This is a genomic window from Micromonospora olivasterospora, assembly GCF_007830265.1.
In the GTDB taxonomy this organism is placed as follows: Bacteria; Actinomycetota; Actinomycetes; order Mycobacteriales; family Micromonosporaceae; genus Micromonospora; species Micromonospora olivasterospora.
Genome location: NZ_VLKE01000001.1, coordinates 5,618,193 through 5,642,292, shown reverse-complemented (window position 1 = coordinate 5,642,292; position 24,100 = coordinate 5,618,193). Strand labels below are relative to the sequence as shown.

The 24,100-nt window shown below is 74.1% G+C and carries 20 protein-coding genes and 4 pseudogenes; 7 read left to right on the top strand and 17 right to left on the bottom strand.

Features of this window, described 5'->3' with window-relative positions:
- Positions 1-344 precede the first annotated feature (344 nt).
- Positions 345-1,793 (bottom strand): argininosuccinate synthase, encoded by a 1,449-nt coding sequence (argG, locus tag JD77_RS25875; RefSeq protein ID WP_145776552.1) that lies wholly within the window; start codon positions 1,791-1,793, stop codon positions 345-347.
- 269 nt (positions 1,794-2,062) lie between these two features.
- On the opposite strand from argG, the gene JD77_RS25870 reads away from it, so the two are divergent.
- Positions 2,063-2,251, top strand: coding sequence for a class I SAM-dependent methyltransferase (locus JD77_RS25870; protein ID WP_145776551.1), 189 nt, complete (start codon positions 2,063-2,065; stop codon positions 2,249-2,251).
- Between the two features lie 16 nt (positions 2,252-2,267).
- Here JD77_RS25870 and JD77_RS25865 read toward each other — a convergent pair whose 3' ends face one another.
- Positions 2,268-2,828, bottom strand: coding sequence for a GNAT family N-acetyltransferase (locus tag JD77_RS25865; RefSeq protein WP_145776550.1), 561 nt, complete (start codon positions 2,826-2,828; stop codon positions 2,268-2,270).
- Positions 2,829-3,046: 218 nt separating this feature from the next.
- Here JD77_RS25865 and JD77_RS25860 point away from each other — a divergent pair.
- The 3 genes and pseudogenes from JD77_RS25860 (at position 3,047) to JD77_RS25850 (ending at position 5,495) form a co-directional block, all read left to right on the top strand.
- Positions 3,047-3,624: pseudogene (locus tag JD77_RS25860) on the top strand (LysE family translocator).
- A 61-nt stretch (positions 3,625-3,685) separates the two neighbouring features.
- Positions 3,686-4,837, top strand: coding sequence for a coiled-coil domain-containing protein (locus JD77_RS25855; protein WP_145776549.1), 1,152 nt, complete (start codon positions 3,686-3,688; stop codon positions 4,835-4,837).
- A gap of 316 nt (positions 4,838-5,153) precedes the next feature.
- Positions 5,154-5,495, top strand: coding sequence for an RNA polymerase-binding protein RbpA (locus JD77_RS25850; protein ID WP_145777784.1), 342 nt, complete (start codon positions 5,154-5,156; stop codon positions 5,493-5,495).
- Between the two features lie 61 nt (positions 5,496-5,556).
- Here JD77_RS25850 and JD77_RS25845 read toward each other — a convergent pair whose 3' ends face one another.
- The 9 genes and pseudogenes from JD77_RS25845 to kdd form a co-directional block, all read right to left on the bottom strand.
- Complete coding sequence (locus tag JD77_RS25845; protein WP_145776548.1) at positions 5,557-6,147, bottom strand: FxsA family protein; 591 nt, start codon at positions 6,145-6,147, stop codon at positions 5,557-5,559.
- Between the two features lie 51 nt (positions 6,148-6,198).
- A complete protein-coding gene (locus JD77_RS25840) occupies positions 6,199-7,011 on the bottom strand; it encodes a polyprenol monophosphomannose synthase (RefSeq protein WP_145776547.1) in 813 nt (270 codons plus the stop codon).
- 38 nt (positions 7,012-7,049) lie between these two features.
- Complete coding sequence (gene lnt, locus JD77_RS25835) at positions 7,050-8,663, bottom strand: apolipoprotein N-acyltransferase (RefSeq protein ID WP_387227644.1); 1,614 nt, start codon at positions 8,661-8,663, stop codon at positions 7,050-7,052.
- Between the two features lie 425 nt (positions 8,664-9,088).
- On the bottom strand, positions 9,089-10,426 hold the full coding sequence (locus tag JD77_RS25830; RefSeq protein ID WP_145776546.1) for a glutamate mutase L: 1,338 nt from the start codon (positions 10,424-10,426) through the stop codon (positions 9,089-9,091).
- Complete coding sequence (gene kal / locus JD77_RS25825; protein WP_145776545.1) at positions 10,423-10,815, bottom strand: 3-aminobutyryl-CoA ammonia lyase; 393 nt, start codon at positions 10,813-10,815, stop codon at positions 10,423-10,425. Before kal ends, JD77_RS25830 begins: the two co-directional genes overlap by 4 nt.
- Positions 10,812-11,576, bottom strand: a complete 765-nt coding sequence (kamE, locus tag JD77_RS25820; RefSeq protein WP_145776544.1) for a lysine 5,6-aminomutase subunit beta — start codon at positions 11,574-11,576, stop codon at positions 10,812-10,814. Before kamE ends, kal begins: the two co-directional genes overlap by 4 nt.
- Before the next feature lie 65 nt (positions 11,577-11,641).
- Positions 11,642-13,192: pseudogene (gene kamD / locus JD77_RS25815) on the bottom strand (lysine 5,6-aminomutase subunit alpha); the annotation flags it as partial.
- A pseudogene (locus JD77_RS25810) lies at positions 13,189-14,774 on the bottom strand (amidohydrolase). The pseudogenes JD77_RS25810 and kamD, both read right to left, overlap by 4 nt.
- A gap of 5 nt (positions 14,775-14,779) precedes the next feature.
- Positions 14,780-15,889: an L-erythro-3,5-diaminohexanoate dehydrogenase gene (kdd, locus tag JD77_RS25805; protein ID WP_211372676.1), complete on the bottom strand. Its 1,110-nt coding sequence runs from the start codon at positions 15,887-15,889 to the stop codon at positions 14,780-14,782.
- A gap of 95 nt (positions 15,890-15,984) precedes the next feature.
- On the opposite strand from kdd, the gene JD77_RS25800 reads away from it, so the two are divergent.
- From JD77_RS25800 to JD77_RS25785, 3 genes and pseudogenes are all read left to right on the top strand, one after another.
- Complete coding sequence (locus tag JD77_RS25800) at positions 15,985-17,394, top strand: KamA family radical SAM protein (RefSeq protein WP_145776541.1); 1,410 nt, start codon at positions 15,985-15,987, stop codon at positions 17,392-17,394.
- Between the two features lie 128 nt (positions 17,395-17,522).
- Positions 17,523-18,674 carry a golvesin C-terminal-like domain-containing protein gene (locus tag JD77_RS35640; RefSeq protein WP_425463598.1) on the top strand — a complete coding sequence of 384 codons (1,152 nt, stop codon included), beginning with the start codon at positions 17,523-17,525 and terminating at the stop codon, positions 18,672-18,674.
- A gap of 8 nt (positions 18,675-18,682) precedes the next feature.
- Positions 18,683-19,287: pseudogene (locus tag JD77_RS25785) on the top strand (histidine phosphatase family protein).
- Here JD77_RS25785 and JD77_RS25780 read toward each other — a convergent pair.
- The 6 genes from JD77_RS25780 to JD77_RS25755 form a co-directional block, all read right to left on the bottom strand.
- A complete protein-coding gene (locus JD77_RS25780; protein ID WP_145776539.1) occupies positions 19,217-19,723 on the bottom strand; it encodes an Lrp/AsnC family transcriptional regulator in 507 nt (168 codons plus the stop codon). The pseudogene JD77_RS25785 and the gene JD77_RS25780 sit on opposite strands and share 71 nt — an antisense overlap.
- Before the next feature lie 92 nt (positions 19,724-19,815).
- Positions 19,816-20,958 carry an acyl-CoA dehydrogenase family protein gene (locus JD77_RS25775; RefSeq protein WP_145776538.1) on the bottom strand — a complete coding sequence of 381 codons (1,143 nt, stop codon included), beginning with the start codon at positions 20,956-20,958 and terminating at the stop codon, positions 19,816-19,818.
- A complete protein-coding gene (locus tag JD77_RS25770; protein WP_145776537.1) occupies positions 20,955-22,070 on the bottom strand; it encodes a M24 family metallopeptidase in 1,116 nt (371 codons plus the stop codon). Before JD77_RS25770 ends, JD77_RS25775 begins: the two co-directional genes overlap by 4 nt.
- A gap of 119 nt (positions 22,071-22,189) precedes the next feature.
- A complete protein-coding gene (locus JD77_RS25765; RefSeq protein WP_170286547.1) occupies positions 22,190-22,819 on the bottom strand; it encodes a tetratricopeptide repeat protein in 630 nt (209 codons plus the stop codon).
- A gap of 21 nt (positions 22,820-22,840) precedes the next feature.
- Positions 22,841-23,671: a hypothetical protein gene (locus tag JD77_RS25760; RefSeq protein ID WP_145776535.1), complete on the bottom strand. Its 831-nt coding sequence runs from the start codon at positions 23,669-23,671 to the stop codon at positions 22,841-22,843.
- Entirely contained in the window at positions 23,668-24,030 is a 363-nt protein-coding gene (locus tag JD77_RS25755; protein ID WP_145777782.1) for a hypothetical protein, read from the bottom strand. The genes JD77_RS25760 and JD77_RS25755 overlap by 4 nt, the downstream gene beginning before the upstream one ends.
- Between the last annotated feature and the right edge of the window lie 70 nt (positions 24,031-24,100).

Here is a 24,100-nt window from a genome sequence, read left to right as displayed (position 1 = left end):
GCAGCGCCGACCGTGGGGCGGGGATTCCCGGTGTGAGGTGGGCGACCTCCGGCGCCGGGGCGTAGATTACGGACGCCCCTCGCGCACCCGGCCGGCATGAGCCGGGGCGGCACGGGCGCCTCGGGGCGGCGTACCAGGAGAGGGCGCAGACCACGGCGGTGCGGGACTGGCTGATCGGCCTGGCGGTCGCGGCGGCCTGTCTGCTCGCCGGCTGGGCGGTGCTGGTGCTGCTGGCCCGGCGGCTGCCCCCGGGCATCCTGCGTGACCTGGCGGCGTTCATCCCGCCGGGCGGCAGGTGCCCCGGGCCGACACTGCCGGCCCGGGGCGCCTGCCTTTCGCGCCGGTCAGTCCGTGCCGGACTCCATCGCCGCCCGGTCGAGCAGCTCGTCGCCGGGAACCTCACCGCGGGAGGCGATCGCCTCGGCCCCGCCCTCGGGCAGCGCGCCGATCAGCCCGGTCGACGCCGGCTGCGCGGCGCCGATCAGCCGCGGGTGCCCGTTGCCCCCGAGGATGCCCAGCCCGGCGTACTGCTCCAGCTTGGCGCGGGAGTCGGCGATGTCGAGGTTGCGCATGGTCAGCTGGCCGATGCGGTCGACCGGCCCGAACGCGGAGTCCTCGGTCCGTTCCATCGACAGCTTGTCCGGGTGGTAGCTGAACGCCGGCCCGGTGGTGTCCAGGACGGAGTAGTCCTCGCCGCGGCGCAGGCGCAGGGTCACCTCACCGGTGACGGCGGAGCCCACCCAGCGCTGCAGCGACTCGCGCAGCATCAGCGCCTGCGGGTCCAGCCAGCGGCCCTCGTACAGCAGTCGGCCCAGCCGCCGGCCCTCGGTGTGGTAGCTGGCGAGGGTGTCCTCGTTGTGGATCGCGTTGACCAGCCGCTCGTACGCCGCGTGCAGCAGCGCCATGCCCGGTGCCTCGTAGATGCCCCGGCTCTTGGCCTCGATGATCCGGTTCTCGATCTGGTCGGACATGCCCAGGCCGTGCCGGCCGCCGATGGCGTTGGCCTCCAGCACCAGGTCGACGGCGGAGGCGAACTCCTTGCCGTTGATCGTCACCGGGCGGCCCTGCTCGAAGCCGATCGTGACGTCCTCGGCGGCGATCTCGACGGCCTGGTCCCAGAACCGGACGCCCATGATCGGTTCGACGAGCTCGATGCCGGCGTCGAGGTGTTCGAGTGCCTTCGCCTCGTGCGTCGCGCCCCAGATGTTCGCGTCGGTGGAGTACGCCTTCTCGGTGCTGTCGCGGTAGGGCAGGCCGCGGGCGAGCAGCCACTCGGACATCTCCTTGCGGCCGCCGAGTTCGCTGACGAAGTCGGCGTCCAGCCACGGCTTGTAGATCCGCAGCGAGGGGTTGGCGAGCAGGCCGTAGCGGTAGAACCGCTCGATGTCGTTGCCCTTGAAGGTGGAGCCGTCGCCCCAGACCTGCACGTCGTCTTCGAGCATCGCCCGCACCAGCAGGGTGCCCGTGACGGCGCGGCCGAGCGGGGTGGTGTTGAAGTAGGTGCGGCCGCCGGAGCGGATGTGGAACGCCCCGCAGGCCAGGGCGGCGAGTCCCTCCTCGACGAGGGCCGCGCGGCAGTCGACCAGCCGGGCGACCTCGGCGCCGTAGCTGGTGGCGCGCCCGGGCACGGAGGCGATGTCGAGTTCGTCGTACTGGCCGATGTCAGCGGTGTAGGTGCAGGGCACCGCGCCTTTCTCGCGCATCCACGCGACCGCTACGGAGGTGTCGAGACCTCCGGAGAAGGCAATTCCGACACGTTCACCGACAGGCAGGGAGGTGAGCACCTTGGACACGAGTAAGAGTATATGCACACCACTGCATGACCATGCAAACTCGCTGTTTCTTTCCGAACGGGCTCCCGGACCGGCCGGGCGTCCGCGTGCGGCCCAGGTCACACACCGTGCCCGCCCCGGCGGGCAAGGGTGGGGTCGGAACATGCCCTCATCGCGTACGACGACGCCGAGGCCGAGGCGTTCGCCGCGACCCGCCACCTCGCCGGGGACGATCTGGCCGGCTGGCGGGCCGGGCTGGACCGGCACCTGGCCCCCGGTCCGGGACACGGGTGCTGGACCCGGGCTCCGGCACCGGCGCGTGGGCCCGGACGCTCACCACCTGGCACCCGGGCCTGGCGGTGATCGCCGTCGAACCAGCCGCGCCGATGCGTGCCCGCTCGGTGCACCGGCCCGTCCTGGCCGGTGGCGCCGAACGCGTCCCGCTGCCCGACGGCGACCTCGTGCTGGCCGCGCCGTGACCCGGCGGGAAGCCGCTCAGGACGCCGGCGCCGCCCAGCGGACGTGCCGGTGCCCGTCGCGGGGGAACGGCGGACGGGCGGCCACCACCTCCTGCAGCAGGTAGCCGCACTTCTCCGCCACCCGGCACGACGCCGGGTTGTCGACCTGGTGCAGCAACTCCAGCCGGGTCAGCCCGACGGCGGCGAACCGGCCGAACGCCCACCGCGTCACCGCGTCCACGGCGCGGGGCGCCACGCCCCGCCCGCGCGCCCACGCCGCCGTCCAGTAGCCCACCTCGGCGCACGCCCGGCCGGGCAGCACCTCCTTGACCAGCACGTGGGCGGCCAGCCGGTCGCCGCCGTCGGGCTGCGGCTGCACCACGGCGAAGCTGAACCGCCGGTGCGTCGCCCAGCCCTGCCGGCTTCGGAACACCCACCGCCGGGCGTCGCGGGCGTCGGTGACCGGGCGGCTGGTCCAGCGGCGCAGCACCGGATCGCGGTAGACCTCCACCAGCGCGTCGGCGTCGGCGTCCCGCCACGGTCGCAGCAGCAACTCGGGGGCGTGGGGGGTGGCGGGCGCCCGCAGCAGGACCGGCATGCCCGTAGTGTGGCCGATCACCGCCGCACCGCGCGCCCCCGAGCCGCCCCACACGCCCGAGCCGCCACCACACGCCCGTGACGTCGGCCGGAACCGGGCGGGCGTAGGGTTCCCCGGCAGAGGCCGGCGACGAACGGGGGCGAGACGTGGTCGACCCGACAGCGGTACTGGGAATCGCGCTGGTGGCGTTGGGGCTGGTGCTGACCCCCGGGCCGAACATGGTGTACCTGGTGTCCCGCTCGGTGACGCAGGGCCGCCGCGCGGGGCTGGTGTCGCTGGCCGGGGTGGCCGTCGGGTTCGGCGTGTACCTGGCCGCCGCGGTCGCCGGCATCGCCACGGTGTTCGTGCTGGTGCCGACGCTGTACGCGGTGGTGAAGCTGGCCGGCGCGGCGTACCTGCTGTGGCTGGCCTGGCAGGCGGTGCGCCCGGACGGCCGTCGGCGTTCGCGCCGGCGCCGCTGCCGCCGGACCGGCCGCGGCGGCTGTTCACCATGGGGTTGGTCACGAACCTGCTCAACCCGAAGATCGCGATCCTGTACGTGTCGCTGCTGCCGCAGTTCGTCGACCCGCAGCGCGGGCACGTGGCGGCGCAGAGCCTGCTGCTGGGGCTGGTGCAGATCGCCATCGCGTTGACCGTCAACGCGCTGATCGTGCTCACCGCCGGGTCGATCGCGTCGTTCCTGGCCCGCCGCCCGACGTGGCTGCGGGTCCAGCGGTACGTGATGGGCACGGTGCTGGCGGCGCTGGCCGTACGCATCGCCGCGGACCGTTCCCGCGCCGCCGTCGCCGCCGGCTGACGCCGGCACCCGCCCGGTGGGCGGCGGGGCGCCGGCGCGCCGCGTCGTAGACTGCGCGTCGATGGACGCCGAGGCACCGCCCACCGAGACCCGTCCCTGCGCGCACTGTGGGCGCCCGGTGCCGCAGCGGGTCGGCGCGGGCCGGCCGTTCCGCTACTGCCGGGACAACGACGGCGCCTGCCAGCGGGCGTCGCGCAACAGCCGCATGCGCCACCGCAACGCCCCCGGCCTGACCGGGCAGGTGGCCCGCACGTGGGAGGCGGTGGACCGGCTCGACCAGATCGTGCAGACGCTGACCGAGGCGCTGCACGCCGAGCTGTCCCCCGACGGGGTCGAGGCGCAGCTGGCCCACCTGCGCGCGGAGACGGCCGCGCAGGTGGCGCGGGCGCACACCGACCGCGACGAGGCCCGCCGCGACGCCGAGGACGCCGCCGCGGCCGCGGCCCGAGCCCGGCAGGAGGCGCGCGCGGCGGCCGCGCAGCGCGACGCCGCCGACGAGCGCGCGGCCCGGGCCGAGCAGGAGGCGGCGCAGGCCGTGCGGCGGGCCGACACCGCGGAGGCGGCGCGCGACGCCGCGCGCGCCGAGGCCGGCGCGGCGCAGGCGCTGCGGGTGCAGGCGGACCAGGACCGCGACGCCGCCCGCGACGAGCTGCGCGCCCTGCGCCAGGAACACGACGTGCAGCGGCGGCGGGCCGAGGACCTGGCCGCGCAGCGCGACGCCGCCCGCGCCGACGCGCAGCGCACGGCCCGGGCGGCGGAGGAGGCGCGGCAGCGGGCGGAACGGGCCGACACCGAGGCGGAGCGGGTCCGCGCCGACGCCCGGCGGGCCCGCGAGCAGGCCGACGCCGCCCTCGCCGAGGCGGGCCAGGCCCGCCAGTTCGCCGAACGGCTGCGCGTCGAGGCGACCGACGCGCGCCGGGCCGCCGACCGGGAGCTGGCGGCGGCCCGCAGTGCGCGCGAGGAGACGGCGGCGGCGTCGGCGCGGGCGGCCGAGGCGGTCGCCGCCCGGAACGCGGTGGCCGCCGAGCTGACCGCCGCCCGGCAGGCGGTCGCGGCGGTGCAGGGCCGCCTCGACGAGCTGGACGGACGGCTGCGCGCCGCCGAAGCGGAGCGGGACGCGGCGCAGCGGCGCTCGGCGCAACTGGTGGACCAGGTCAGCGACCTGGCGGCGGCGCTGGCCCGGCTGGGCGCGCCGGCGCCCCCACCCGGCTGAGCGGGGCGATCCGGCCGGCGCGGTGTCTCGCCGCGTTGCGGGCGGCTGGCGAACCGCCGACAGTGACGACGCGGGGGCCAGGTCGTCAGTGACCGCGTCGCCACCACCGCCCGCAACGGCTTGCGCCCGCGTCGGCCCGGTCACTGAACCGACACGCCGGACGACCCCGCCGGGTGCCTGAGGCGGCCGGCTACCCTTGCCGGGGGCATCGCCCGCGCCGCGTCCCGCCGGCGCGGGCCCGGCGGCGGGGAATGACCCGGCCGGCGTGGACCGTTACACCGAGAAGACCAGCACCATCAACGAGGGGAAGTCGATCATGGGCGAGCGTATGCTGCGCGGAAGCCGTCTGGGCGCGGTCAGCTACGAATCCGACCGCAACACGGAGCTCGCGCCGCGTCAGTCCCGCGAGTACCTCTGCGCCAAGGGCCACCAGTTCGAGGTGCCGTTCGCCGTCGACGCCGAGGTCCCCACGACCTGGGAGTGCAGGTTCGACGGCAGCGTCGCGCGGCTGGTCGACGGCAGCGAGCCGGAGCAGAAGAAGGCCAAGCCGCCGCGCACGCACTGGGACATGCTGCTGGAGCGGCGCTCCATCGCCGAACTGGAGGACATCCTCGCCGAGCGGCTGCAGGAGGTCCGCACCCGCCGCGGCCGCGCCTGAGCCCGAACGTCACGAACGCCCCCGGGGAAACCCCGGGGGCGTTTCGTCGGCTTTGAGGAGGTCAGCGGCCGGGTTCGACGATCTCTCCCTCGATGGCCCGGCCGCCGTCGACCACCGTCGGCGGCGCCGGCTGCGGCGGGGCGGGCTGCGCCGGCTGCGGCGGGGCGGGCTGCGCCGGCTGCGGCGGGGCGGGCTGCGCCGGCTGCGGCGGGGCGGGCTGCGCCGGGCCGCGACGCACCCGCACCCGGCGGGGCCCGAACAGGTCACCGGCGACCATCGACGACACCCGCCGCTCGGCGACGCGCCGCAGCCCGACCCGGGCCGCCCCGCGCAGCGGCGGCACCAGCAACAACACCCCGAACAGGCCGCTGACCAACCCCGGCGTGGCCAGCAGCAACGCCCCCGCCAGACCCACGAGACCGTCGGTGACCTGCGGCCCCGGTGGCTGCCCCGACGCCGCGGCGGCCCGGAACCCCCGCCAGGCGCGCATGCCCTCCCGGCGCAGCAGCACCAGCCCCACCAGCGACGCGGCGAACACCAGCAGCAGCGCCACACCGAACCCGACGGCACGGCCCACGCCGACGAACACCGCCAACTCCAGCAACACCGCCACCAGCAGGGCCAGCGGTACGAATCTCAGTCCTCGGCGCATCTCACCCCATCGCGTCCTCGCGGCCGGATTCCAGCATGACACGCCCGCGCCTCACGGCCACCGGACCTGGCCGTCCCGGGTGCCGTGCAGGCCACGCCGCCACGCCGCACGCCGGTCCTGCACCGCCCACACGCTGACCCGCCACAACGCCTCCGCCACGATCAGCGGGCTCATCTTGCTCGCCCCCCGTTCACGCTCGGCGAAGGTGATCGGCACCTCCACGATCCGCGCCCCCGCCCGGTGCGCCAACCGGGACAACTCCACCTGGAACGAGTAGCCCTGCGAGCACACCGACCCCAGATCCACCGAGTCCAGCACGCCCAGCCGGTACACCCGGTAGCCGCCCGTCGCGTCCGCCACCGGCATCCCCAGCGCCAGCCGCGCGTACAGGTTCCCGCACCGCGACAGCAGCAGCCGCCGCAGCGGCCAGTTCACCACCCGCGCGCCGCGGGCCCACCGGGACCCGATGACCACGTCGGCGTCGACGGCGGCGGCCAACAGCCGCGGCAGGTCCTCCGGGGCGTGCGACCCGTCGGCGTCCATCTCCACCACCGCGTCGTAGCCACGGTCCCGGGCCCACCCGAACCCCGCCAGGTACGCCGCGCCGAGGCCCTGCTTGCCCGGGCGGTGCAGCACGTGCACCCGCCCGTCGGTGCGGGCCATCGCCTCGGCGATCGTCCCGGTGCCGTCGGGGCTGTTGTCGTCAGCGACCAGCACATCCACCTCAGGCGCGGCGCGGCGGACCCGCTCCACGATCCCGGTGACGTTGTCGGCCTCGTTGTAGGTGGGAATGACCACCAGCACCCGCCGCAGCGCGGGCCGGGGCTCGGTCGCCGCCCGGGTGGTACCGACCGTTCCGCTCACCGCATCCTCCGCCCCCGCGCGGCGTGCGCGCGCCTCCGCTAGCCGGGCAGGCGCCGCCGGCGCAGCACCGCCGAGGTGGCCAGAGCCGCGACGGCGAGGCCGGCCAACACCACCTCCGGCCACACCCCCACCCGCGTGGCCAGGGTGCGCCCGTCACCGAGGCGCAGCTCACGCACGACCACGGCGCGGGTGTTGAACCCGGTGGCGTCGGATACCCGCCCGTCGGGGGTGACGAACCCGGACACCCCGACCGTGGAGGACATCAACGACGCGCGGCCGTGCTCGACGGCCCGCAGCCGCACCATCGCCAACTGCTGGCGGGCCTCGGCCACGTCGAACGTGGCGTTGTTGGTCTGCACGACCAGCAACTGCGCCCCGCCGGTGACCGTGTCCCGCACCAGGCCGTCGTAGGCGACCTCGAAGCAGATCACGTCCCCGAGTACCGCCGGCCCGGCGTCGACCACGCCCGGCCGGTCCCCAGCCACGAAGTCACTGCGCACCCGGTCGACCTGCTTGCTGACCATGCGGGCGATGTCGCGCAGCGGCACGTACTCGGCGAACGGCACCGGGTGCCGCTTGACGTACAACTGCTCCAGGTCCGGGCCGGTGCCGGGCCGCCACAGGACGCCGGCGTTGCGGACGTGCTCACCCGGGCCCAGCAGCAGCGTCCCGACGAGGATGGGCGCGCGCACCGCGTCGGCGGCCCGGCTGATCCACTCCCCCGCGACCCGGTCGCGCAGCGGGTCGATGTCGCTGGCGTTCTCCGGCCACACCACCAGGTCCGGCTGGGGTCGGGCGCCGGCGGCGACCTGCGCCGCCAGGTCGAGGGTGGCCTGCACGTGGTTGTCGAGCACCGCCCGCCGCTGGGCGTTGAAATCCAGGCCGAGGCGGGGCACGTTGCCCTGCACCACGGCGACGGTGACGCCGCGGCCGGCGTCACCGGCGACGCCGACGGGCACCAGCAGCCCGGCCGCGAACACCGCCACCGCGCCCGCCACCGGCGCCGCCGCCCACCGCCGTCCCCCAGCACGCCACGGCCGCCACGCGGCCGCCACCAGCAGCCCACCAGCCACCGCCACCGCGAACGTCACCAGCGGCGCCCCACCGACGGCGGCCAGCCGCAGCGCCGGCGACTCGTCCTGGCTGAACGCCAGCCGCCCCCACGGGAACCCCCCGAACGGGGTACGCGACCGCAGCGCCTCCTGCCCCACCCACAGCAGGCCCGTCACCACCGGCCACGACCAGCGCCGCCGCTCGACCAGCGGCGAGCAGTACGCCGCCGCCGCCCCCAGCAGCGCCAGATACCCCGCCTGCAACAACGACAGCAGCACCCACGGCAGGTAGCCGGTGTGCAGGTTCGTCCACGACAGCAGCGGCGCGAACAACGCCACCCCGGCCACGAACCCCAACCCGGCCCCGGCGCGCAGCCGCCGCCGGTGCACGGCCGCGGCCAGCAGCGCCACCCCGACGGCCGCGGCCGGCCACACCCCGTACGGGGGAAACGCGACCAGCAACGCCAACCCGGCCGCCACGGCCAACGGCACGGCCACCCGCAGCGGCAGCGGACGCGGCCCGGCCGGAGACCCGGGCGCGGCCGCGTCCCGCGCCGGGGTCTGCTCGACAGCCGTCACCGGCACCCCACCTACGATCACACCGCCGAAGGCTACCCGGCCACGCCGACACCCCGACGGGTCGACCGGACGAAAATCGGGGCACGGCGTGCGCCGTGCCCCGATGCTCCCAGGCCCTCCCCGGCCGGTGGGGCGAGGATCAGGCACCCCGACCTTCGGACCGACCTGACGGTGGACTGGCTGCCCCCGCCCGGCCGTTGTCTACTGGCCGTGCACCTCACCCTGCCCGTACACCGGTAACCGTGGCCGGTTCGCGCCGCCCCGCCGACCCCCGCCCGCTGGACCTGGCCGCCGTGACCAGCGAAAAAGGTCACTCGGCCAGCGGACGAAGGGACGAAGCGAACAACAGCCACTTCCCGTAGTAGGACTCAAAGACGGTACGCGGTACACCGGGGGCCCTGTCAACCCGCCCCCGGCCTGTCCACGGCGTGTCGCGTCGGCGTGTCTCACCCCGCCAGCAGATGCCGGCGCAGCAGCAACCCCGCCGCCCGCGGATGCTCCGCCGCCAGCAACCCCCCGGCGGCCAGCACGTAGTCGACATCCACCACCGCGCGCGCGTCCCGCGGCACCGGCCACCCACCGGCGTGATCGGTCAACACCGCCCCCAGCACCACCGCCGCGTCCCCACTCGGGGCGTGACGCAGCACACCCCCCGAGCCGACGAGCAGCCGCACGTCCCGCAGATCCCGGCCGTCCCGCTCCCCCGTCGCCCCGCCCCGGGCATGCCGCCGCACCGCCACCGTCGCCGCCAACGCGGCGATCCGCCCGTCCACCGCCCGTCCGGCCGCGTCGACCGGCACAAACCCCGGCTCCGCCGCCCGCGCCGCCGCCTCCCCCACCAACACGTCCTGCTCCCCCACCGCCAGCAGCCGCTCCTCCGCCGCCGCCCGCACCACCCCCGGGGCGCTCCACCGCATCCCCAGATCCCCCTCCACCGTGCGGGCCCGCCACAGCGACCCCGTCACCTGCCGGCCCGGCCCGCTGTCCCGCTCGTCCGGCGTCAACACCGAGTACACGTCCGTGGTCGCCCCACCCACATCCACCACCACCAGGTCACCGCCGGCCGCATCGGCCAGGACCTCCACCCCCGTCAGCACCGCGTCCGGGGTCGCCGCCCGCACCAGCCGCGCGAACCGCGACCCCCGCGACAGCCGCTTCCCGCCGATCACGTGCCGCAGGAACACCTCCCGGATCGCCGCCCGCGCCGACGCCGGCGCCAACACCCCAATCCGCGGCAGCACGTTGTCCGCCGCCGTCACCGGCACCCCCGCACCCGCCAACAGCCCACGCAACTCGTCGCGGACATCGACGTTGCCCGCCAGGACCACCGGCACCCGCCACCGCGCCCGCGCCAACCGGGTCGCGTTGTGCGTCAGGGTGTCGGCGTCCCCGCCGTCGGTGCCGCCCACCAGCAACACCACGTCCGGGCGGGCCGCCCGCAACGCCGCCACGTCCGCCCCGCCCAGCCGCCCGGCGGCCACATGCACCACGTTCGCCCCCGCCGACAGGCCCACCCGCCGGCCCGCCTGCGCCGTCACCAGCGGCTCGTAGCCGACCACCGCCAGCCGCAACCCGCCACCCGCCGACGAACACACGTACCACGGCGCGTCACCGACACCCAACCCGGCGGCCGCGGCCGCGACGGCCGCGGCCAGGCCGTGCAACACGTCCGTGCCCACCGTGGTCGGCGCCGACGCCGCCGCCACCAGCCGGCCATCGTCCAGGTCGACCACCGCCGCCTTCGTGAACGTCGACCCGACGTCGGCGCAGACCGCGACCCTCACGCCCGCGGCGGCACGACCACCGTGCCCGTCGCCGTCACCGCCACGATCGGCGTCTCCAGCACCTCAGCGGCCGACTCGCCCCTGTCCGGGCGACCCCGGCACACCACCCGCGCCTCGAAGCCGAGCGTGCGGCTGCGGGTACCCACCCGCGTCACCGTCGCCGACACCTCCAGCACGTCACCAGCCCGCATCGGCGCCAGAAACTGCACATCCGAGTACGACGCGAACAACCCCTCATCTCCGTCGGTACGGATACACACCTCCGTCGCCACATCCCCGAACAACCCCAACGCGTACGCCCCGTCCACCAGGTTCCCCGCGTAGTGCGCGTGCGAGTACGGCACATACCGCCGGTGAACCACCGTCAGACCGACCCGGGAACCACTCATGCCCTCGCCGCCCTCTTACTCGTGACCAACGCGTGCACCAGATAGCTGGCCACCTCACCCGGAGTGGTGCCCCGACCGAAGATCCGGTCCACCCCCAACTCGGCCGCCATCGTCTCGTCGAACCGCGGCCCACCCACGATCAACAGCGGCCGCCTACCAGCCGGCAACGCCTCCCGGAACGCCGCCGACATCTCCCGCGTGTTGTGCAGATGCGCATCCCGCTGCGTCACCACCTGCGACACCAGCACCGCGTCCGCCCGCTCCACCCGGGCCGCCTCCACCAGATCCGGCACGCTCACCTGCGCCCCCAGATTGGTGACCTTCAACTCCCGGTAGTACTCCAGGCCCTTCTCCCCGGCGATGCCCTTCACGTTCAGGATCGCGTCGATGCCCACCGTGTGCGCGTCCGTGCCGATGCACGCCCCCACCACCGACAGCTTCCGCCGCAACCTCTGCTTCACCACCGCGTTGACCTCCTTGGCAGACAGCAACGGAAAATCCCGCTCCACCACCTGCACCGCGGAAAGGTCCACCAGATGGTTCACCCGCCCGTACACCACGAAAAAGGTGAACCCATCACCCATCTGCTTCGCGTGCACCAGCATCGCCGGATCGATGCCCATCCGGTTCGCCAACTGCACCGCCGCACCCTCGGCCCGCTTGTCGTGCGGCACCGGCAGCGTGAACGACACCTGCACCATCCCGTCACCGGTGGTGTCCCCGTACGGCCGGACGATCTTCCTCCCCACCCCGGCGGTCACGCCCGCCTCACCCCTTCGCTCGCGACCACGGCACCCGCAAGCTCACTCCCCGCTCCCGCCCGGTCTCCTTCCAAAATCTCCGTCGCCGGGTTGTAGTAGTCAGCCTCGTGCCGCGCCACCCCGTCCAGGCCCTTACCCCGGTCCGCCGGCCGCCGCATGATCCCGAACGTGCCCTCCGCGATCGCCGTCAACAGCGACTGCTCACCGATGCGCTCCAGCAACTCCACCGCCTCACCCAGCACCCGGTGCGCCCGCCGCTGGATGAACCCGCCCGGCGCCGGCACGAAATCCTCGCGCAACCCACCCGCCGCGCCCAACACGTACCGCACGTTCTGCAACGCGATGTCCCGGTCCGACAACCACGGCGTCACCACCGCCTCGGTCATCATCCCCACCAGCAGGATCCCCTGCCCCGTCATCGTGCCCACCAGATTGAAGAACCCGTCCAACAGGTTCCCCCGGAACACATCCCCCGTCATGTGCTTCGTCGGCGGCATCCACTTCAACGGCGCCTCCGGGAACAACTCCCGCGCCAACAACGCGTGCGCCAACTCCAGCCGCAACGACTCCGGCACATCCGGGTTGATCTCGAACGCGTGCCCCAACCCCAACTGCCAGTCCGCCAACCCCGCCTCATGCGCGAAGAACTCGTTCAGCAGCTGCGACACCGTCACCGTGTGCGCCTCGTCCACCGCATCCGCCGTGGTCAGGTAGTTGTCCTCACCGGTGTTGATGATGATCCCCGCCCGCGCGTGCACCTGCCGCGAGAACCGCTGGTCCACAAACGTACGAATCGGATTGATGTCCCGGAACAAAATCCCGTACATCGAGTCGTTGAGCATCATGTCCAGCCGCTCAAGACCCGCCAGAGTGGCCATCTCCGGCATGCACAACCCCGACGCGTAGTTCGTCAACCGCACGTACCGACCCAACTCCCGCGACGAGGAGTCCAACGCCGCCCGCATCAACCGGAAGTTCTCCTGCGTCGCATACGTCCCCGCGAACCCCTCCCGCGTCGCCCCCTCCGGCACATAGTCCAACAACGACTGCCCCGTCGACCGGATCACCGCGATCACATCCGCACCCGCCCGCGCCGCCGCCTGCGCCTGCGGAATGTCCTCGTAGATGTCCCCCGTCGCCACAATCAGATAGATCCACGGCCGCTGCTCCGGATCCCCGTACCGCCTGACCAGGCGCTCCCGCTCCACCCGACGCCGGTCGATCTGCCGCACACCCGCGGCGACCGCCCTCCGCGCGGCCCTGCGCGCCGCCGCGGCCGCCTTCCCCGACGGCACCCCGAACCGCACCGAACCCGCCGCCGCCTGCTGCGCCAGCAACGTCACATCCGGCAGGCCCTCCCGAGCCAGGGCGTCAAACACCGGCGCCGCCACCCCGTGCCCCAACCCGACGTCCGCCACCACCGCGTCGACCAGCCGGTTCACCCACGGAAACCCATCCGGATCCGCACCAGCCACCCCCGCCAGCCGCAGCACCGCCCGCTCCACCGACACCGTCGTGTGGCTGCGCGCCAGATCCACCACCGGCCGCCCCGCACGGCGCGCCAACTCCCGCGCCCGCGCCACCAGCGCCGGATCCAGGCCAAGCTTCCCAGTCACGAAGACCCTTCCTCGTAGATCACGTCACCCCGCAGCACCGTCGCCCGGCACACCGGCAACGGCGTCGGATCCCCCGCCCCCGCAACTCCGGATCCTCAGCCTCCAACACCGGCAGACCCCGCTCCACCCCCGCCGGCGTCGACCACACCGCGAACGTCGCCGCCGCCCCCAACGCCAACACACCCTCACCATCGCGGTGCACCGCCCGCCACCCGCCCCGGGTATGCGCCGCGAACGCCGCCCGCACACTCATCCGCTGCACCGGATTGTGATGCGCCGCCGCCGCCCGCACCGAACCCCACGGATCCAGCGGCGTCACCGGCGAATCCGACCCGAACGCCAACGCCACCCCCACCGAATGCATCGCACCCATCGGGTTCGACTCCAACGACCGCGCCAACCCCAACCGCGACTCGTACATCCGACCCGCGCCACCCCACAACCGGTCGAACGCCGGCTGCATCGACGCCACGATCCCGTACTCCACGAACCCCGCGATCAACCGCCGACTCATGATCTCCGCGTGCTCCACCCGGTGCCGCGCCGCCCGCAACCGGTCCAGACCAACCCGCTCCGCCGCCCCCGCGAACCCCTCCAACACAGTGGAGATCGCCGCGTCACCGATCGCGTGGAACCCACCCTGCAACCCGTACGCCGCGCAGTCCACCAGATGATCACGCACCTGCTCCGCCGACAGGTACCCGTGCCCAGACGCCCCCGGCTCCCCATCCAGATACGCCCCCGACACATGCGCCGTCCGCGACCCCAACGCCCCGTCCGCGAACAGATCACCACCCGCACCCACCGCGCCCAACTCCCGGGCCCGCGCCGCACCCCCCAACTCACCCCAGTACCCGTACACCTCCGGCACCCCGACACCCGAGACGCCCAACAGATCCGTGAAATCCTCCTCGTCGGAGATCCCCGGCCCACCACACTCGTGCACCGCCGCGATCCCCAACGACGCCGCATGCTCCAACGCCCGCCGCTGCGCCGCCACCCGCTGCGCCCGCGTCACCGACGCGAACGCCGCCTCCCGCACCACATGGTGCGCGTCCCGCCGCAACCACCCCGACGCGTCGAACCCCGCCGCCACCACCGCGTCCGGACACGCCGCCAACAACGCCCGCGACACCAACGCCGAATGGATCGACGCCTGCGACAGATACACCCGCCGCCCACCGGCCGCCCGATCCAACTCGTCCGCCCCCGGCGGCACCGGCCGCGCCCACGTCGACTCGTCCCAACCGTGCCCCAGCACCACCGCGTCCGCCGGCAGACCCGCCGCGAACCCCGACACCGCCCCCAACAACTCCGCCGCCGACCGCACCCCCGACAGGTCCAGCCCCGACAGGGCAAGACCCGTGTCCGTCGCGTGCACGTGCGCGTCCACGAACGCCGGCGTCACCAGCGCCCCACCCAACTCCACCACCCGATCAGCGGCCGGCGCGTCCGCGTCCGACCCCAACCAGGCGATCCGACCATCGCGCACCAACAGAGCCGTCGCGCCCGGATCAGCAGGACAATGCAGCACGCCACCGCGGTACAGCGTCGCCGGGCGCGTCGTCGAGGGGTTCGTCATGGCACTCAGTCTGCCGCCAACCGCGCCTCGAACAGCGCCCGCACCCCCGGCTCGCCGCGCAGCAACTCCAACGCCAACTCCGCATGCCCCGGCACGTACCCGTTACCCACCAGCATCGTCACGTCCGCCGCCAGGCCCTCCGCGCCCAACGCCGCCGCCGCGAAACTCGTCGCCATCGAAAAAAAGATCACAGTGCCGCCGTCCGCCGTCGCCAGCACCGCCCCGTGCTCACAACCCGGCACGTCCACGCACACCACCGTCACGTCCGCCGGCGCCCCCAACGCCGACGTCACCGCCGTCGACAACGCCACCGGATCCCGCGCGTCCGCCAACGCCACCTCCGACGCCAGCCCGGCCGCCGCCAGGGCGTCCCGCTCCGCCGCCACCGGCACCACCCCGACCGTACGACCCGCGCCCGCCCGCCGCGCCGCCGCCAGCGACAACGACCCGCTCTTGCCCGCCCCGCCGATCACCGCCACCGTCACCGGCCGCACGTCACCGGCACGCTCCCGCCGCGCCACGTGCTCCGCGACCACCCGCGCCGTCAGCGCCGGCGCCCCGCACACGTCCAGCACCGCCAGGGACAACTCCGGATGCAGGTCCGCCGGCAGCACCGCCGCGATCGACCGGGCGAACAGGATCGCGTACCCGTCGCACGGCACCTGCTCGCTGCGCCCGTCCCACCGGGCCAGCCCGTCGGTGATCGTCAGCGGTGTCAACGTCAGCGACACCAGCGTGGCCACCCGGTCTCCGGGCCGCAGCCCCAGCGGGGACCGCCGGCCCGCCTCGTCGACCGTGCCGATCAGCATTCCACCCGACCCGGTCACCGGGTTCTGCATCTTCCCCCGCGTGGAGATGATCTCCAGGACCTCGGCGCGGACCTTCTCGCCGTCCCCGCCGTGCTTCTCCGACAACTGTCGGAAACTTGCCGCGTCCAGGTTCAGCCGCTCCACCCGGATGCGCACCTCGTTCGGCGCGATCGCCGGGTCGGCGTCCAGCCGCCAGGCCGCCTGCGGCAGTACCCCCGCCGGTTCCACGACGCGGTGCAGACCCACCGGTGACGTCACGGCGACCTCCCCTGTCCAGCCGCCCGAAGCCCCGGCCAGGGCTCGCATCGCGGGAAAACTTCCGGCAGACTAATTTCTTCACCGGATATTTTCCAGTAGCCTACGGGCCGCTGATCACCAGCACCACGCACCGAGGAGGGGCCGTGACCCAGACCCAACCGGTTGAGACCATGCCTCAACCCCGTCACGCCCCGGCCGCCGCGCCGTCGACCGCCGGGCAGCCGTACGAGTACCGCCGCAGCCCCCTGGTCGAACCCGACTGGACCCGCTTCCCCGGCTGGCGCCACGTCACCCGCGAGCAGTGGGAGAACGCCCAGTGGCAGCGCGTCAACTGCGTGAAGAACGTCAAGCAACTGCGCGCCGTCCTCGGCGACGGCGTCGACGAGACCTTCTACGCCGACCTCGAGACCGACCAGAAGTCCATGGCGACCATGTCCATGCTGGTGCCCCCGCAGATGCTCAACACCATGGTGCCGTTCGAACCCATGAACACCGAGGCGTTCCTCGCCGACCCCGTGCGGCGCTACATGATCCCCGTCGCCTCCGACCGGCGCACCGACTGGCCCTCCCACCCGTACGCCAGCCGCGACTCCCTGCACGAGCACGACATGTGGGTCGCCGAGGGCCTCACCCACCGCTACCCCACCAAGGTCCTCGCCGAGCTGCTGTCCACCTGCCCGCAGTACTGCGGGCACTGCACCCGCATGGACCTCGTCGGCAACTCCACCCCCACCGTCGACAAGCTCAAGCTCACCCTCAAGCCCGTCGACCGGTACGACGCCCACATCAGCTACCTGCGGGCCCACCCCGGCGTCCGCGACGTCGTCGTCTCCGGCGGCGACGTGGCGAACGTGCCGTGGAAGAACCTCGAGTCGTACCTGATGCGGCTGCTGGAGATCGAGACCATCCGCGACATCCGGCTCGCCACCAAGGCCCTCATGGGCCTCCCCCAGCACTGGCTGCAGGCCGACGTCGTCGAGGGTTTGGAGCGGGTCGCCCGCACCGCCGCCCGTCGCGGCGTCAACCTCGCCATCCACACCCACGTCAACCACCGGCAGTCGATCACCCCGCTGGTCGCCCGGGCCGCCCAGACCGCCCTCGACGTCGGCGTCCGCGACGTACGCAACCAGGGCGTGCTCATGCGGGGCGTCAACGCCACCGGCGCCGACCTGCTCGACCTGTGCTTCGCGCTGCAGGGCGAGGCGGGCATCCTGCCGTACTACTTCTACATGTGCGACATGATCCCCAACGCCGAGCACTGGCGCGTCCCCGTGTGGTACGCCCAGCAACTCCAGCACGACATCATGGGCTACCTGCCCGGCTACGCCACCCCGCGCATCGTCTGCGACGTGCCCTTCGTCGGCAAGCGCTGGGTGCACATGCTCACCGAGTACGACCGGGAGCTGGGCATCTCGTACTGGACGAAGAACTACCGCACCTCGATCGAGTCCGCCGACCTGGAGGCGCTGAACAAGCGCTACGCCTACTACGACCCGATCGACACCCTCCCCGAGTCCAGCCGGAAGTGGTGGCACGAGCACCGCGACGACTGACGGCTCGGCTGGCACCGTCAGCGGGGCTCCGGTTCGATCCGGGGCCCCGGTTTTTGGTGCTGATGTGCGGGAGCACGTCGCGTAGAGCGTCCTAGGAAGATAGGGGTTGCCCGGCCCTCAACGTCTGCATCAACGGCCGCTCCGACCTGCCCGGCCCGCTCTGCCAGGCACTCGTCGACTACCACGGCGTCTTCCACGTCATCTCCGCCGGCCGCTGCAACCACGCGGGCACCGCCCGCGCCAGCGGCCCCATCCCCGCGGGCGACGGCAACACCATGCTGATCGGCTGGGAGATCGACTACAACGGCGTCGACCAGGAGAAGACCGCCGCCCAGTACAACGCGTCCATCGCCGCGACCGCCGCCGTCCTCAAGCAGCTCGGCAAGGACGCCAGCTACGCCCGGGGCCACCGCGAGACCAGCACCACCGGCAAGATCGACCCGTCCTTCATCGACCTGAACGTCATGCGCTCCGACGTCGCCGCCAAGATGTCCGGCGGCACCGCCTGGAGCACCATCGTCGACAACACCACCGCCGGGCGGTTCACCGCCAGCGCCAACTGGGGCACTTCCACGTACTCCAGCCAGCGCTACGGCGCCGACTACCGCTTCGCCGACCCCATCGCCGCCAGCGACGCCGCCTGGTACAAGGTGAACATACCGGCCACCGGCACCTACCGCGTCGACGCCTGGTGGCCGGCCAACGCCGGCTACAACAGCTCCACCCCGTACGTCATCGCCGCGTCGGTGTCAGCCGGTGGACGAGCGGCGCCGGCCTGGTCATCGCCGACGCCATCCGGGTCACCCGGGTCTCCTGACCCGAGCACGGCCGGGGCGGGTACGCGACCGGGCGGGCGGGCCGGAGAGCCCGCCCGCCCGGTTACCGCGTCACTTCGAGAACTTCTGCCGAGCCTCCTGGCCGGCGCGCTCCCCCGCCTGCCGGCCCCGGGCCTCCTGCTGCTGGGCGGCACCCTCGGCCCGCATCCGCTCGTTGTCGGTGGCGTCGCCGATCCGCTCCTTGGCGGCGCCGGCCATCTCCTGAGCCTTGCTCTTCGCCTTGTCGGTGAAGCTCATCTCGACTCCCTCTGCTCCGGCGGTTCCGGGGGGCCTACGCCCCTCCCCGCCCCGCATGCCCGCCTGCCAGGACCGGAAACCCGCGCCATGTCGGCGAAACGGCGGTGTTCCGACCTCGTGGATGGCGCCATTTCGCCGACATGGCGGGCACACCGCCTACGGCATCCTAGGAGGCTAGGTGTAATCGGGGAGGCGGGGGCTGGTTAACTGGACGAATGGGAGAGATCACGCTGATCCGGCACGGCGAGACCACCTGGAGCGCCAGCCACCGGCACACCTCGTACACCGACTCACCCCGGACGGCGAGCGGCAGGCCCGCAGCGTCGGCGAGGCCCTGGCCGGCCGCCGGTTCGTCCGGGTGCTGGCCAGCCCCCGCCGCCGCGCGCTGCGCACCGCGCAACTGGCCGGGCTCTTCGACGTGGCGACCGACCCCGACCTGGCCGAGTGGAACTACGGCGAGTACGAGGGACGCACCTCCGTCGAGGTGCACGAGGACCGTCCGGACTGGAACCTGTGGACCGACGGCTGCCCCGGCGGCGAGTCGCCGAGCGAGGTGGGCGAGCGGCTCGACCGGGTGCTCGCCCGGGCCGCTCCCCTGCTCGACCGGGGCAACGTCGCCCTCGTCGGCCACGGACACAGCCTGCGGGTGCTCGGCGCCCGGTGGATCGGCCTGCGGCCGTCGGCCGGCAGCCGGCTACGCCTGGACACCGCCACCGTCAGCGTGCTCGGTCACGAGCACGGCCGGCAGGTCATCCTGCGGTGGAACCAGCCGGCTCTCCCGCCGCCCGCGGCCGCCCCCGACCTGACGGCCCGCCATTGATCTTCGGCGGCCGATTCTCGTACGGGGTGGACAGCACCACGGTCGTACGGGTGGTGACGTTGGCGGCGGTGCGGATCTCCTGGAGCAGCCGTTCCAGGTCCGCCGGGCTGGCCACCCGCACCAGCAGCAGGTAGAAGTCCTCCCCCGCCACCGAGTAGCAGGAGTCGATCTCCGGCAGGTGGGCCAGCCGCTCCGGGGCGTCGTCCGGCTGCGACGGGTCGAACGGGCGGATCGCCACGAACGCCGTCAGCGGCAGATCCAACGCCTCGAAGGAGACCCGGGCGGCGTATCCCCTGATCACCCCGCGCTGCTCCAGCCGGCGGACCCGCTGGTGCACCGCGGACACCGACAGGCCGACCTTCTCCGCCAGGTCCGTGTACGACAGCCGCCCGTCGGCGGTCAGCGCCGCGACGATGGCCCGGTCGATCTCCTCCACGGCGTGCAACCTACCGGGAAACACGGCGTTACGCGACGACCGGTCCGCCGGGCGTGACGCTCGGCGGACCCGCGGTCACGCACCGCGTCGCCTCAGGGCCTGGCCAGGGCGCGGGAGATGACCAACCGCTGGATCTGGTTGGTGCCCTCGACGATCTGCAGCACCTTGGCCTCGCGCATGTACCGCTCCACCGGGTGGTCGGCCACGTAGCCGGCGCCGCCGAGCACCTGAACCGCGTCCGTGGTCACCCGCATCGCCACGTCGGTCGCGAACAGCTTCGCCTTCGCCGCCTCGATCGAGTACGGCCGGCCGGCGTCGCGCAGCCGGGCCGCGTGCAGCGTCAACGCCCGGGCGGCGGCGATCTGGGTGGCGGCGTCGGCGAGGATGAACCCGAGCCCCTGGAACTCGATGATCGCGCGGCCGAACTGCTGCCGCTCGCGGGCGTAGCCGACGGCGTAGTCCAGGGCCGCCTGCGCCAGGCCGACGGCGCACGCGGCGATGCCGAGCCGGCCGGAGTCCAGGGCGGACATGGCGATGGCGAAGCCCCGCCCCTCCCCGCCGACGAGCCGGTCGGCCGGTACGCGGGCGTCGTCGAAGGCGATCTGGGCCACCGGGGAGGCGTGCAGGCCCATGGTGCGCTCGGCGGCCTGCGGGGTGATGCCGGGGGTGGCCCGGTCGGCGAGCAGGCAGGAGATGCCCTTCGGGCCGGGCCCGCCGGTGCGGCAGAAGATGTTGTAGAAGTCGGCGACCCGGGCGTGGGTGATCCACGCCTTGGTGCCGGTCACCACGTAGGAGTCGCCGTCGCGGACGGCCCTCGTCGTCAATGCCGCCGCGTCCGAGCCGCCCTGGGGCTCCGAGAGGCAGTACGCCCCCAGCAGCTCGCCGCCGATCATGTCGGGCAGCAGCTTGCGCTGCTCGTCGGTGCCGAACTGGGCGAGCGGGTAGCAGGACAGGGTGTGCACGCTGACCGCCTCGGCGACGGCGAGCCACCGGCTGGCGAGGATCTCCAGCACCTGGAGGTAGACCTCGTACGGCTGGGCGGCCCCGCCGTGCTCCTCCGGGTACGGCAGGCCGAGCAGGCCGGCGCGGCCGAGGGTGCGCAGCACCTCGCGGGGGAACTCGGCGCGCTGCTCGAAGCCGGCGGCGCGGGGGGCCAGTTCCCGGTCGGCCAGCTCGGTGGCGAGGTCGAGCAGGTCGTGGGCCTCGTCGGTGGGCAGGATCCGGTCGACGTTCATAGCGCGATGAGCTCCGTGGGGGTGGTGTTGAGCCGGGTGACGCCGTCCGTCGTGCAGACGACGATGTCCTCGATGCGGGCGCCGTGTCGGCCCGCGAGGTAGATGCCCGGCTCGACCGAGAACGCCATGCCGGGTTCGAGGGGCCGGGAGTTGCCGGCGACCACGTACGGGTCCTCGTGGCCGTCCAGGCCGATGCCGTGGCCGGTGCGGTGCAGGAACGCCGGGCCGTACCCGGCGTCGGCGATCAGGTCGCGGGCGGCGGCGTCGACGGCCTCGGCGGGAACGCCGGGGCGGACCGCGGCGACGGCGGCGCGCTGGGCGGCGTGCAGGACCGCGTAGTAGTCGGTGAACTCGGCCGGGGCGGGGCCGCCGGCGACGTAGGTGCGGGTGCTGTCGGAGCGGTAGCCCGACGGCATGGTGCCGCCGATGTCGACCACCACGGGCTCACCGGCGCCGATCGGGCGGTCGGAGGTGCCGTGGTGCGGGCTGGCGCCGTTGGGGCCGCCGGCGACGATGACGAAGTCGGCGGTGACGTGGCCGGCGGCGCGGATCGCCGCCGCGATGTCGGTGGCCACCTGCGCCTCGGTGCGGCCGGGGCGCAGCCACTCGCCCATGCGGGCGTGCACGGCGTCGATGGCGGCGCCGGCCTCGGCGAGCGCGGCGACCTCGGCCGGGGACTTGCGGATGCGCAGCTCGCGCAGGACGTCGCCGGCCAGGCGCTGGGCGGCGTCGGGCAGCAGGGCGCGCAGGGCGAGGACCTGCTCGGCCCACATCCGGTCGGCCAGGCCGACCGCGGCGACCGGCCCGCCGAGGGCGGCCCGCACGAGCGGGTACGGGTCGGTGCCGTCGGCGTGGTCGACGATGCGTACGCCGGTGGCCGGCGCGGGGGACGCCTCCGCGGCGGGACGTTCCAGGGTGGGGACGACGAGGGTGGGCTCGCCGTCGGCGGGCAGCACGAGGCAGGTCAGCCGCTCGCCGGCGTGCGCGTCGTAGCCGGTGAGGTAGCGCAGGTCGGAGCCGGGGGTGAGCAGCAGGGCGTCGAGGCCGGCGGCGGCGGTGGCGCGGCGGGCGGCGGCCAGCCGGTCGGCGGGGTACAGCTCGTCGGTTCCCACCCGGTCAGCTTAACGGTCGTTCGGGCGCCGCCGTACCCTGCTTGCCCCTCCGCGACGGGCGAGCGCTGGGCGAACCGTGACACCCGGGACGCGAGCGGTCCCGCAAGCGGATCGCGGGGTCAGGGCCCCGGCTCCTCGCGACGTGGCCGGTGGCCGGGGTGGGAGTTGCGTAGCACGATCGCGAGGTTGTCGCCGATCTCGCGGGTCAGCGGGTCGTCCGGCCCGAAGCGACGCACCGCCGCCCGGTGGGCCGGTTCGAGGATCTCCACGGCCTCCGGCGCGTTTCCCGCCATGAACAACGAGGCGCCGAGGGTCTTGGCGGTGTCGAGGGTCTCCGGGTGGGCCGCGCCGAGCCGGCGACGCTTCCGGCGCAGGGTGTCCCGCAGCACCGGGAGACCTTCCGCCCACTGGTGCGCCACCACCAGCGCGCAGCCGAGATTGTGGGCGAACGTCAGCGTCGCCGGGTGGTCGCGGCCGAACGTGCTTACCGCCCGCCGGCGCGCCTCACGGTGCCGGTCGGCCGACTCGACGAGTCGCCGCAGACGGAACAGCGCGGACCCGAGGCGGTCGAGAGTGACGACCGTCTCCGGGTGCTCGGGGCCGAGTTCCCGCTCGCAGTCGACCAGCAGCCGCTGCCACGCCCGTTCCGCCGGCGCGTACTGGCCCGCGTCGAACAGCGCCAGGGCCGCCCGCGACCGCCGCTCCAGGTCGGCCGGCAGCGGAGCCGGCCTGCGCCAACGGAATCCCACCGTGTCCACCTCCCCGGGTGTCTACGTCGGAGCCGACTTGCCCAACCGGTCGTCCAGCGCGCGCCCCTCCGCCTCGCTCACCTCGGCCCCGGCCGGCGGCAGGCCGAGAGCCGCGGCCAGGTCACGCAGGCGCAGGTCGATGGCCGACTCGATCAGCTCGGCCAACTCGGCCAGCGTGTCGCGCAGGCGCCGCCAGGCCGTCAACAGCATGCCGGCCCCGACCAGCAGCGCCGGCCACCACCGCAAGCCCAGCGCCAGGTAGAGGATCGACCAACCCACCAGCGCGACGGCCTCGCCGTAGCGGGTGCGGGCGTCGGTGACAGGCTGCCGCGCGTCCTCGTCGAGCAGCAGCCACAGCCGCGGCCACACCAGGGCGGCGCTGACGTGGTACTGCGCCCGGACCCGCGCCTCGACCAGCCGGACGCGGTCGCCCAGCCAGGTCGGCCGCTGCGGCAGGTATGCGGCGACGGTGGGCACCCCGGCGCGGCGGGCGGCGGCGATGGCACGCGACCGCCTGGACCACCCGGAGCGGGTGACCAGCCCGCGGGTCAGGAACCACTCGCGCAGCCACCACCGCTGCGCCAGCCAGCCCAGGCCGCGGGCGGCCGTGCCCGCCAGCCCCGCCCCGACGAGGACGACGGACCCGACGACCACCAGCCGGGCGGGGCTGGCGGCCAGGTCGCGGCCCACGCGCTCGGCCGTCGCGGCGAGCTGGTCGAGGTCGAACGGCCGGGCATGACCGAGCGCCACCGCGACCGCGCCGACGGCGACCAGGAGGACGCCCGGCAGGAGGACCGCCGTCAGCCAGCGGCCACTGACCCGCTTGCCGACCTCGGTGAGCAGCCCGATCATGCGGGTCGCATGGGCGTGTCGAAGGCGGTGCACCGGGGCAGGTGGCCGTGCTCGTCCCGGTGGGCCCGGCGGGCGCAGCGGTCGCGCGGACAGGCGTACTCGGCCGAACCCGCGCCCGGCGGCCGGCCCCCGCCCGGGAGCACGGCCAGCCCCACCGTCGCGCGGTCGGACCAGCCGCGCTGGCTGCCGACGGACTCGCGGGGCCCCCACTTGCGCAGCGCCCGCTGCGCGGACGCGCCCTCCCGGACCCGTTCGGCGTCGCGGTCGAGCCGGTCCAGCACCCCGTTGCTGCGGGCCTGCTCCCGCAGGGTCGGCAGCAGCTCGCACCACCTGGCCAGGAAGTCGGCTTCTGACTGCACCCGCACCGCCTTTCGATCCTCGGTGGACGATCCCCGAGTCTATCGACCTTGCTCTACGCTGGGTTCCGGG